This is a genomic window from Microbacterium sp. 13-71-7 (genome assembly GCF_002257455.1).
Classification (GTDB): domain Bacteria; phylum Actinomycetota; class Actinomycetes; order Actinomycetales; family Microbacteriaceae; genus Microbacterium.
In genome coordinates, this window is record NZ_NCKN01000136.1 from 1 (window position 1) to 10,810 (window position 10,810).

The window sequence follows — 10,810 nt, forward strand, 5'->3', positions numbered from 1 at the left end:
GGCCCGCTCGCCGTGCTCGCCACGGCCGCCGACGACTCCGCCGCCGCACGGCTGCTGACCGACGCCGGGTGGACGGATCCGCAGACGCGGGACCTCGACCATCCGCCGACCGCGCCCGCACCGCTCACGACCGCCGATGCTCCCACCACCGACCTCGACGAGGTGACCGCATGACCAACCGCCTGTCCGCGCTGATCGAACGCGCCCGTTCGCACAAGCCGATCACCGCCCTCACGCTCATCGGGGTGCTGCTGCTGCCCGCCGTCCTCGGCGGCGTGCTCGTCGCGGCGCTGCAGGATCCCACGCAGCGCCTGGACACCATGACCGCCGCGATCGTGAACGACGACGAGCCCGTCACGGTGAACGGGCAGCTCGCCCCGCTCGGGCGCCAGCTCTCGGCGGGCCTCGTCGACGGCCCAGGAAAAGGCGATGAAGCGAAGAAGGACGAGAACCTCACCTGGGTGATCTCGAACGAGAAGGACGCCGCGGCCGGCCTCAAGGACGGCACGTACCAGGCCGTCGTGCGGATCCCGAAGGACTTCTCCGCGGCCGCGGTCTCGGGCGGGAGCGCCGTGCAGGATCCGGCGAAGTCCGCCGAGAAGGCCACGATCTCGGTGACGACCGCTCCGCAGGCGCGCGCCGCGGACGGCCTCATCGCGAACCAGATCGCCGCGACCGCCGCGTCGACCATGGGCAGCGAGATCTCCAAGAGCACGCTGCAGAACGTCCTGGTCGGCTTCGGCACCCTGGGCGACAAGATCGGCGAGGCGGCGGACGGCGCCGACAAGCTCGCCGCGGGAGCCGCCTCCGCCGCGACCGGTGCCGCCGCCCTCCCGGACGGTGCGACCAAGCTCGCCGACGGTGCGGGCCAGCTCGCCGACGGCGCCTCGCAGCTCTCGAACGGCCTCGGCACGATCGCGAACGGGATCACGTCCGCCCAGACCGGTGCGAATCAGGCAGGAGCGCAGCTCGCGCAGGGTGCGGATGCGCTGCAGGCGCAGGGGCTCGTGCCTGCGGAACTCTTCGCGGGCGCGAACGGCACCAAGCAGGCGACAGTAGGCGTGAGCCAGGGCGTCGGCGGCCTGGTCGACGGCCTCGCGACATTGAGCTCGACGTGCGACGCCAAGGCGCAACCTGAATTCTGCGCCAAGCTCGCGGGGACCGTGGCGGACGCCCAGAAGAAACTGGTGCCCGATGCTGCGCAGGCAGCGGGTGCCGCCTCAGGGACGGCCGCCGGCCTCTCCCAGTTCAACACCGCCGCCACCTCCACCATCGCCGGCCAGTTCCGCGCCGCGGCCGACGGGGTCAACCAGCTCTCCGCGGGGCTCGGCCAGCTGGCCGACGGCACGTCGCAGAGCGCGACCGGCGCGGGAAACCTCGCGACCGGCGCCACCGGGCTCCAGTCGGGGGCGACCCAGCTCGCCGACGGCGCGACGCAGCTCGGCACCGGCATCGGCTCCCTCGCGACCGGCACGTCGAGCCTCGCCTCGGGTCTGCACCAGGCGGCGGACTCGCTGCCGAAGCGCACCGACAGCCAGGCGTCGTCGCTGGCCTCCGTCGTCGCCGACCCCGTGAAGGCCGACACCTCCGGAGGGATGTTCGGTCCCACGGCGATCCCGCTGCTCGCGGCCGTCGTGCTCTGGTTCGGCAGCCTGGCGTCGTTCCTCGTGATGCGGGCGTTCACCGCGCGGGCGCTCACCTCGCGCCGCGCCTCGGCCTCGCTCGCCCTGCGCGCGTTCGCCCCGGCCGCCGCGATCGGCGCCGCCCAGGGCCTGCTGGTGGCGCTCGTGGTCGAGATCGTCGCAAAGTACGACCCGTCGCGCTGGTGGGGCTTCGCGGGCGTCGCCGTGCTCGCGGGCATCGCCTTCGCCGCGGTGAACCAGGCCCTGGTCGCCGTGCTCGGCGGGGTCGGCCGCTGGATCTCCGCTGTCATGGGCGTGGCCGCGCTCGGCGCGGGGATCATCTCGACGCTGCCGGGATGGCTCGCCACGATCGCCGGGTTCCTGCCCACCTCCCCCGCGGCGACCGCGCTGCTGGGCGAGGACGGTGTCGGATCCGCGATCGCCGCGCTCGCCGTCTGGGCCGTGCTCGCCCTGATCGCCACGACGCTGGCCGTGACGGCCCGCCGCACGACCTCGGTCCGGGCGGTGCTGGCCCCGGCGATCTGAGCCTGGAAGCGGCAGGCGCGGCCCCACCTCCCCCGGGGCCGCGCCTGTCTTTCCTTCACGACGGTGCGCGGGACCGCATCACGGATCAGGACGCGGCGGTGCGGATCCTGACCTCGCGCTCCATCCGCTTCTCGTGACGCTGCCGCCCCTTGATGGCCTCGGCCTCGCGGCTCTTCGGCGGGGCGTTCGTGACGAGCTGATCGAGCATCCGCCGGGTCGCCTGCGCGATCTCGTCGATCGCCTGTTCGAAGGCAGGAGTGTTCGCGCGCGACGGATGCGTGGATCCGCTCACCTTGCGGACGAACTGGAGCGCGGCCTCCCGCACCTCGTCATCGTTCGTCGGCGGCTCGAAGTTGTGAAGGCAGCGAATGTTCCGGCACATGCCGAGACGATAACCCGGATCCGCGATTCAGGAAACGGCCGCGAGCGCGAGCGCCGCCACCCCCACCGTGGCCGTCGCAGCGCCGAGGCCCCATAGCGCGAACCGCCCCCAGGGGATGGACACCCCGAGCGCGGACACGCGGTGGTGCCACAGCAGGATCGCGAGCGACGCCCAGGGCGTCACCAGCGGTCCGAGGTTGACGCCGATGAGCAGCGCCATCAGCGCGACCGGGTCGTGCGAGGCGATCGGCTCGAGCACGAGGTAGGCGGGGAGGTTGTCGATCCCGTTCGCCGCGAGGGCTCCGATGCCCGCCACGCGCAGCAGCTCGAGCAGGTCGTGACCGCTCGCGGCGAGCGGCGAGAGGAGCGCGGCGAGCCCGCGCACGTGGGCCGCCTCGACGATCACGAAGAGCGCCGCGGCGAGCGCGAGCGCCTGCCACGGCACCAGGGAGAGGCGGAGGGCACGGCGCCTCCGGAAGGCGAACAGCGCGATCAGGATCAGCGCGGCGGCCGAGGCCGGGATCCACACGTCCCGCACGAGCGCGAGCAGCGGCAGCAGGGCGACGAGCACGACGGACGAGACGAGGAACAGCACGCGGTCCGAGGGTTCGGCCCGCACCGGAGACGTGTACCGGCCGAACAGCGTCCGCCGGTGCGCGAGCGTGAGGATCACGACGGGCACGAGCACTCCCGCGAGCGCGGGTGCCCAGCTCAGCGCGAGGAAGGCGAGCGGATCCGAGCCGATGGCGGGAGCGGCGAGCAGATTCGTCAGGTTCGACACCGGCAGCAGCAGGGACGCGGTGTTGGCGAGCCAGACCGTGGCGAGCGCGAACGGCAGGGGCGAGACGCCCACACCCTGTGCGAGGAGCACGACGACCGGCGTGACGATCACCGCGGTCGTGTCGAGCGAGAGGAAGATCGTGCTGACCACGGCGAGGAGGATCACCGCCGCCCAGAGCGCGATCACCCTGCCGCGCCCCCAGCGGGCCAGATGCTGGGCGATCACGTCGAACACGGCGGCGTCCCGCGCGAGCTCCGCGACGATCGTGATCGCGATCACGAACCCGAGCACGGGGACCGTACGTCCCGCCAGCGCCCCGGCATCGACGAGCGGCAGGAGACCGCTGACCACGACGCCCGCGGCGACGAGCGCCAGGGCGATCACGGCCAGCGCACCGGGTCGGAGCCAGGCCCGCCGCGCGGTCATCGTCGGCTCCCGCTGGTCGCGCCGGTCAGCTCAGGCCCGAGTAGACGTGCAGGCCCTTGAAGAACAGGTTGACGATCGTGAAGTTGAACAGCACTGCGGCGAAGCCGACGATCGACAGCCAGGCCGAGCGGGATCCGCGCCAGCCGCGCGTCGCGCGGGCGTGGATGTAGCCGGCGTAGAGCACCCAGATGATGAACGTCCAGGTCTCCTTGGTGTCGAAGCCCCAGTAACGGCCCCAGGCGTCGTTGGCCCAGATGGATCCGGCGATGAGGGTGAACGTCCAGAAGATGAAGCCGACGGTCGCGAACCGGTAGGCGAGGCCCTCCAGGCGCTCCGAGGAGGGGAGCGTGGCGAGGAAGCGCGGACCGGGCTTGGCGGCCTCCGCGAGCACCCTCGCCTCGCGGCGCGCCTGCATGAGCTGGAACACGCTGAGCGCGAAGGCGAGCGCGAAGAACGCCGTGCCGAGCGACGCCACGAACACGTGGATCACCAGCCACACGCTCTTGAGCGGGTCGGCGAGCGGCACGACCTCGACGTAGAAGCCGGTGGCGGCGCCGCCGAGCAGCACCACGACGAGGCCCACGATGAAGGTGCCGAGGTACTTCAGGTCGAACCAGATGTTGACGCCGATGTACACCGCGATGATCAGCAGCGTTCCCGTCATCGAGAACTCGTACATGTTCGACCACGGCACCCGGCCGGCGGCCACGCCGCGCAGCACCGTGCCCGCCAGGTGGAACAGGAAGCCGAGCGTGGTCAGCGCCGTGCCGATGCGCGCCATGACGAAGCGCTGCGGGGCCGGTGCCGTCGTTCCCGCGGAGCCGGATCCCGCCGCACGACCGGCCGAGGAGGCCGACCCGCCCACGGTCGCACCGACGAGCTCGCGCTCCGGCACGACGGCCTTGGCATCGGCGGCGACCTGCGAGCGCTTGGCGAGATCGAACGCGTAGGCGATGAAGGCCGCGGCGTAGATCGCGACCGCGGTCCAGATCATCAGGATCGACAGGGAGTCGAAGTTCATGCTGTCAGCCTACTTTCGCTATCGGTCGCCGAGCTTGTCGAAGCGTCCGCGGTCATCGGGCTCTGATTCTTCGGGCGTTGCGGCGTCGGGGTTGGCGGCGTCGGGGGTGGCGGCATCGGGGGCCGCCTCCGGCTCCGCGACCGCCACAGTCGCGCCATCGGCGTCGAGCAGGCGCGCATGGCCGTCGCGCAGGTCCTCGACCGCGGCGGCGAGGGTCGGATCCTCCCCGCGTGCGAGACCGGCGTACTCCAGGTGCACGACGCCGTCGACGACCGTCGCCTTGACCCACATGCGCCGGCGCGGCACGAACAGCGCGAGCACGAGACCGAGCAGGGCCACCACGGCGAACACCAGGACCCACTGCTCGGAGGGGTCGTGGCGGATCTGCAGCGAGACGTAGCGCTTGACAGACTGCGAGTAGTCCTTCGCGCCCTTCGGAGCCTCGTTGTCGAACGTGATGGTGCCCATGCCGTTCGGCAGCGCGGTGGTCTCGCCCGGGGCGAGCTCGATCGACTTGGTCCCGGTCTTGCCGCCGGTGAGCTGCGTCATGGATCCGGTGTCGAGCACGTACACCGAACGAGGGGTGCCGTCGTCGATGCCGAGGTCGCCGGCGAAGACGTTCAGCGTGAGCGTGGGGTTGATGAGGTCCGGATAGACCGAGGTGAGCGCCCCGGTCGCCAGCTTCGCCGAGGTCGGGTAGAAGAAGCCCTGCAGCCCGAGCTGCTCCGGCAGGCCGTCGGCGACCTTGACGATCCCGATCGACATCATCGTGCTGTTGTTCTGCGGCAGGAACGGCACCGAGTCGTGGAAGACGACGTCGCCCTTGGCGTTCTTGACCGTGATGGTCGGCGCGTAGCCGTTGCCGAGCAGGTAGACGCGGTCGCCGGCGATCCCGAGCGGGTGGTTCACCCGCACCGCGTCCTCGCGTTCCTTCTGCCCCTGCTCCGAGACCGTCACGTTCGCGGCGAAGTCGCCCGCCTGACCCGAGGAGGACTTGTTCGGATCGAACGGCTGGTAGGTGACGTCGAAGGAGTCCAGCGTCATCCGGTAGGGCGCGAGCGCGTCGTCGGAGACGAAGCGACCGCGGTTCATCGACGAGTAGTCCAGGAGGGTGTTGACGAAGCTCGTCCCCTGCACGACGACGCGCTGTCCGGTGTAGGCGAAGCTGCCGCCCACGCCCACCGACACGAGCACGCCGAGCAGGGCGAGGTGGAACAGCAGGTTCCCGGTCTCGCGGGCGTAGCCGCGCTCGGCCGACACCGAGAAACCGCGCTTGTCGTCGTAGCGCTGCACGCGGTAGCGCAGCGCGCGCAACTGCTTCTCCGCGATCGCGATGCTCTGCTCCGCCGCCGCGGCGGGGTCGGATCCGGCGACCGTGCGGGTCGTCTCGCGATGGTCGTCGAGTCGTCCCAGCCGGGCCGGCGTGCGCGGCGGACGCGAGCGCAGGGCCTTGAGATGGTGCTTGATGCGCGGGATCACGCAGCCCACGAGCGACAGGAAGAGCAGCAGGTAGATGGCCGAGAACCACGCCGACAGATAGACGTCGAACAGCTGCATGCCGTCCAGGATCGGGAACAGGTCCGGGTGGTCCGCCTTCCACTGCGTGACGCCGTTCGGATCCGCCATCCGCTGCGGGAAGATCGACCCGGGGATCGCGGCGATCGCGAGGATCAGCAGCAGCACGAGCGCGGTGCGCATGCTGGTGAGCTGCCGCCAGCCCCAGCGCAGCCAGCCGACCACGTTGAGCTTCGGGGAGTCGACGCCGTCGCCCCTCGAGTCCCCGTCGCCGTCGATGTGGTCGCTCGGGCGCAGCGGGTCGGTCGAGCGATCGGCACCGGCCTGCTTCGTCGAGCCTTCGCGCTTCTTCGAGCCTTCGCGCATGGGATCCTTCACGGTCGCGGATGCCTCCGGCCCCTCGGCCGCCTCGGTGTCAGAGCGGGAGTTCGACACTGCCGACCACCGCCCCGATGCTCGACATGATCGCCTTCCAGACGCCGGTCACCATGAGCAGACCCAGCACGATGAGCAGTGCACCTCCGACGATGTTGACGACGCGCACGTGGCGGCGCAGGAACGAGAGCGAGCGCGTCGCCCAGCCGAAGCCGAGCGCGACGAGCAGGAACGGGATGCCGAGGCCCAGGGAGTAGGCGATGCCGAGCCACACCGCGCGGCTCACGTCGCCGACGTTGACCGACAGCGCGACGATCGCCGAGAGCGTCGGGCTGAGGCACGGGCTCCAGCCGATGCCCAGAGCGACACCGAGCAGCGGGGCGCCGATGAGGCCGGCACGACCCGACACGTTCATCCGCACGGTGCGCTGGGCGAAGCCGAAGACGCCGATGAAGACGAGACCCATGACGATGATGACGACGCCGAGGATGCGGGTGATCACGTCGCCCCAGCGCAGCAGGAAGACGCCGGCCGTGCCGCCCACGACCGCCATGAGGATGAACACCAGGGTGAAGCCGAGGATGAACAGCAGCACCCCGAGCACCATCTGGCGGCGCGTGGGCGCCTTCGTGGTTCCGTCCTGCTGGGGCGCGGATCCGCCCACCGCACCGCCGACGAAGCCGAGATACCCGGGCACGAGCGGCAGCACGCAGGGCGAGAGGAACGACAGCAGCCCGGCGAGCATGGCCACAGGGACCGCCGCCCAGAGAGCGCCGGATCCGACGATCGCGTCGATGTTCACGCGCTCACGCCCATCACTTCTCGTCCAGCGCGTCCTGGACGAGCGTCTCGAGGATCGAGGCGGAGCCGATGGGACCGATCACGCGCGCGGCGACCCGCCCCTGCTTGTCGAGGACGAGCGTGGTGGGGGTCGCCTGGATCGAGGTGACCTCCGCGAAGGCGAGCTTCGCATCGCCGGTGTTCACGTCGATGATGCTCGGGTAGGTCACGCCGTACTTGTCGTTGAACGCGGTCGCGGTGCCGGCCTGGTCGTAGGTGTTCACGCCCACGAAGGAGACGCCCTTGCCGGCGAACTTCTTCGAGACCGATTCGAGGTCCTTCGCCTCCACGCGGCAGGGCCCGCAGGCGGCGTACCAGAAGTTCACGACGGCCACGTCGCCGGCGATCGAGCTGCTCGTGAAGGCCTTGCCGCTCTCGAGCGTGCCGCCGAACGTCACGGGCTTGGTCCGATCGGCGGGCTTGATCTCCTCGACGCGCATGCCGTCGGAGCCGATGTAGCCCTTGTTGTCCCCGTTGCGGTACTGATCGGCCACGGGGTCGTTCGAGCAGGCGGCGAGGCCGCCGGCGAGCGCGACGCCGAGCAGGGCGGCCGTGATCCGGACGACGCGGGAGCGCCGGGATGAGCGCGTGGACCGCCGGTCTCCGAGAGTGTCAGTGGGCGCGGACGGGCGCGACGAACTCAGAGGCATGCTCGGAATCTTACGAAAAGACTCTATGCACCCGGTGGGCGGGGCCTGCGCGGCGACCGTCCGCCGGGATCCCGGCCCGCTCACACCACCGGCGAGATCAGCGCCCAGAACAGTGCTCCGGCGTAGGCGAGCGTGCCGAGCGAGGTGAGCGCCAGCGCGATCACGAGCTCCTTGGGCGACCGGTACGCCCAGACGATCACGACCGCGGGGAGGAACGCGAGCAGGGCGAGCAGCCCCACCCAGGCGACCGGATAGAACAGGGCGAGCAGCACGAGGGCCAGGAACGGCAGGATCACGAACACGGTGTAGAGGACCTGCGTGGCCCGCTTGCCGATCACGACGGTCAGCGTGCGCTTGCCGACCTGGCGGTCCTGATCGATGTCGCGGAGGTTGTTGGCCAGCAGCACCGCGCAGGCGAACAGGCCGATCGCGATGGCGCCGATCCACGCCTCCTGCGGCAGTTTCTGCGACTGCACCCAGGTGGTGCCGAGGGTGGCGACCAGCCCGAAGAACACGAAGACGAAGACCTCGCCGAGCGCGTTGTAGCCGTAGGGGCGCTTGCCTCCGGTGTAGAACCAGGCGGCGACGATGCACACCGCGCCGACGGCGATGAGCCACCACTGCTGGGTGCGGATCGTGATGCCGAGGCCCGCGATCGCGGCGAGCGCGAAGAACGCCAGGCCGGTGTACAGCACGCTCTTGGCCGAGACGCGCCCCGAGGCGGTGAGCCGGGCGGGGCCGACCCGGTGCGCGTCGGTGCCGCGCACGCCGTCGCTGTAGTCGTTCGTGAAGTTCACGCCGACCTGAAGGCACACGGCGACCGCGAGGCAGGCGAGCGCGATGACCCAGTGGAACTGCGGATCCCCCAGCCGGGCGGCGCCCGTGCCGACGAGCACGGGCGCGATCGCGAGCGGCAGCGTGCGCGGGCGCGCGGCGCCGATCCAGTCGCCCAGGGTGACCGGCGGCAGCTGCTCGACCGGACGCTTCGCGGGGTTGCCGGAACGGCCGCGCGCTGAGGGGCGCGCGGACGCGGATGCGGTCTTGTTGGTCTTGCGGTTCGCCACGCAGGAATCCTAGCGGCGACGGTGAGGGGACCACCCGAGGGGGCCTCGATCACGATGTGATCTGTTCGTGATGTTTTCCCTGTTGAGGGGTCGCTTTTCGGGGTGGGAATGTCGGTGGCCCGGTGTTGACTTGACGCATGACGAACACGGCAGGCGCGGTTCTGGATCCCGGGGTCGACCCGGTGGATCCGGTCGCGGTGCTGCGCGTGTTGCGGGAGGGTGTGGCCGCGGCGGAGGCGTCGATCATCCGGTTCCAGGCGTTGCGGGACGCGCAGCTCGCGGCCGCGCAGCGCGTCGCCGAGGACCTCGCCGCCCGGGACGCCGATGGCGGATCCCCGCGGGGTGAGGCGGTGGAGATCGCGGCACGGTCGGTCGCGGCGGAGTTGGCCGGGGTGCTGCGCATGTCGGATCGGGTGGTGCAGGGCCGGATGGCACGGGCCGCGGATCTGATGGACCGGTACCCGGAGACGATGCGGGCGTTCACGCAGGCGCGGATCAACGCCGCCCATGTGCGGGTGATCCAGGACGCCGGCGCCCGCCTCGACGAGGGTGTGCGGGCGGAGTTCGAGGGCATCGCGGTGGAGGTGTGTGCCGGGGAGACCCCGCACCGGGCGAAGCGGATCGTGGAGCGGGTCGCGGAACGGCTCGCGCCGCGGAGTCTCACCGACCGGCACCGGGACGCGCAAGCGGAGCGGCGGGTGTGGCGGGAAGACCTCGGCGACGGGCAGAAGGCCCTCGGGCTGATCCACTCCGCCGCCGTGATCGACGGGATCTACGACCGGCTCACCCAGCAGGCCCGGGCCGTCGCGGTCGCGAACGCGCAGGCCGCGAAGGACGAAGCCGGATCCTCCGAGGTGGACGGGCTGGGCGATGCCCGTGATGAGCGGACGATGGATCAGCTGCGCGCCGACCTCTGCGCGGACACCCTCCTCACCGGGGTCGCGTCCGGGCACGACACCGCGGCCGGGCTGCTGTCCGCGATCCACGCGCGAGTCGAGATCACCGTGCCCGTGCTCACCCTCCTCACCGCGGACGCCACCGCAGCGGCCGGCACCGCTGATGGCACGGCCGACGGCGCCGCCGATGCTGTCGATGGATCCGGGTCGCCGGAGGGCACGGCCGGCACCGCTGGCACCATGTTCGGTGTTCGCACCGAGCAGCCCGGTGAGCTCGCCGGTGGGCAACCCATCGACACCGACACCGCCCGGATCCTCGCCGGCGGGAGCACCGCCTGGGAACGCGTCCTCACCCACCCGGTCACCGGGGCGATCCTCGCCGTCGACCACTACCGGCCCAACGCAGACCTGCGCCGGTTGCTGCACGCGAGAGATTCCCGGTGCCGGTTCCCGACCTGCGGACTCCCACCCCGCACCCAAGACCTCGACCACACGGTCGATGCCGCGTTCGGCGGCGCTACCGAAGAAGGCAACCTCGGCGGACTCTGCCGACGCCATCACGTCCTCAAACATCAGACGGCCTGGAAAGTGACACAACGCGGCGCGGGGGTCCTGGAATGGACCAGCCCCGCGGGCGCGATCTACATCGACCGGCCACCCGCACCCGTCACGTTCACGATCGAAGATCCGGAT

Annotated in this window: 9 protein-coding genes; 2 read left to right on the top strand and 7 right to left on the bottom strand. The window is 71.2% G+C overall.

Annotated elements, in window-relative coordinates; all coding sequences use genetic code 11:
* Nucleotides 1-170: 170 nt before the first annotated feature.
* Complete coding sequence (locus B7X32_RS13285) at nt 171-2,168, top strand: YhgE/Pip family protein (protein WP_292720391.1); 1,998 nt, start codon at nt 171-173, stop codon at nt 2,166-2,168.
* 85 nt (nt 2,169-2,253) lie between these two features.
* Here B7X32_RS13285 and B7X32_RS13290 read toward each other — a convergent pair whose 3' ends face one another.
* The 7 genes from B7X32_RS13290 to B7X32_RS13320 form a co-directional block, all read right to left on the bottom strand.
* Nucleotides 2,254-2,550 (bottom strand): DUF2277 domain-containing protein, encoded by a 297-nt coding sequence (locus B7X32_RS13290; RefSeq protein WP_292720394.1) that lies wholly within the window; start codon nt 2,548-2,550, stop codon nt 2,254-2,256.
* Nucleotides 2,551-2,577: 27 nt separating this feature from the next.
* A complete protein-coding gene (locus tag B7X32_RS13295; RefSeq protein ID WP_292720396.1) occupies nt 2,578-3,756 on the bottom strand; it encodes an SLC13 family permease in 1,179 nt (392 codons plus the stop codon).
* A 25-nt stretch (nt 3,757-3,781) separates the two neighbouring features.
* A complete protein-coding gene (ccsB, locus tag B7X32_RS13300) occupies nt 3,782-4,777 on the bottom strand; it encodes a c-type cytochrome biogenesis protein CcsB (RefSeq protein WP_292720398.1) in 996 nt (331 codons plus the stop codon).
* Nucleotides 4,778-4,795: 18 nt separating this feature from the next.
* A complete protein-coding gene (locus B7X32_RS13305) occupies nt 4,796-6,658 on the bottom strand; it encodes a cytochrome c biogenesis protein ResB (protein WP_292720401.1) in 1,863 nt (620 codons plus the stop codon).
* A gap of 49 nt (nt 6,659-6,707) precedes the next feature.
* Nucleotides 6,708-7,469, bottom strand: coding sequence for a cytochrome c biogenesis protein CcdA (locus B7X32_RS13310; RefSeq protein ID WP_292720403.1), 762 nt, complete (start codon nt 7,467-7,469; stop codon nt 6,708-6,710).
* Nucleotides 7,470-7,482: 13 nt separating this feature from the next.
* Entirely contained in the window at nt 7,483-8,157 is a 675-nt protein-coding gene (locus tag B7X32_RS13315; protein ID WP_292720405.1) for a TlpA disulfide reductase family protein, read from the bottom strand.
* A gap of 80 nt (nt 8,158-8,237) precedes the next feature.
* Complete coding sequence (locus B7X32_RS13320; RefSeq protein WP_292720408.1) at nt 8,238-9,221, bottom strand: 1,4-dihydroxy-2-naphthoate polyprenyltransferase; 984 nt, start codon at nt 9,219-9,221, stop codon at nt 8,238-8,240.
* 137 nt (nt 9,222-9,358) lie between these two features.
* On the opposite strand from B7X32_RS13320, the gene B7X32_RS13325 reads away from it, so the two are divergent.
* Nucleotides 9,359-10,810 (top strand): HNH endonuclease signature motif containing protein (locus B7X32_RS13325; RefSeq protein ID WP_292720410.1); only part of this gene is annotated, 1,452 nt, incomplete at its 3' end.

What these genes read in the sequence shown, in the direction of transcription:
- B7X32_RS13285 (WP_292720391.1), top strand. Translation starts at nt 171, where the DNA reads ATGACCAACCGCCTGTCCGCGCTGATCGAACGCGCCCGTTCGCACAAG.
- B7X32_RS13290 (WP_292720394.1), bottom strand. Translation starts at nt 2,550, where the DNA reads ATGTGCCGGAACATTCGCTGCCTTCACAACTTCGAGCCGCCGACGAAC.
- B7X32_RS13295 (WP_292720396.1), bottom strand. Translation starts at nt 3,756, where the DNA reads ATGACCGCGCGGCGGGCCTGGCTCCGACCCGGTGCGCTGGCCGTGATC.
- ccsB (WP_292720398.1), bottom strand. Translation starts at nt 4,777, where the DNA reads ATGAACTTCGACTCCCTGTCGATCCTGATGATCTGGACCGCGGTCGCG.
- B7X32_RS13305 (WP_292720401.1), bottom strand. Translation starts at nt 6,658, where the DNA reads ATGCGCGAAGGCTCGAAGAAGCGCGAAGGCTCGACGAAGCAGGCCGGT.
- B7X32_RS13315 (WP_292720405.1), bottom strand. Translation starts at nt 8,157, where the DNA reads ATGCCTCTGAGTTCGTCGCGCCCGTCCGCGCCCACTGACACTCTCGGA.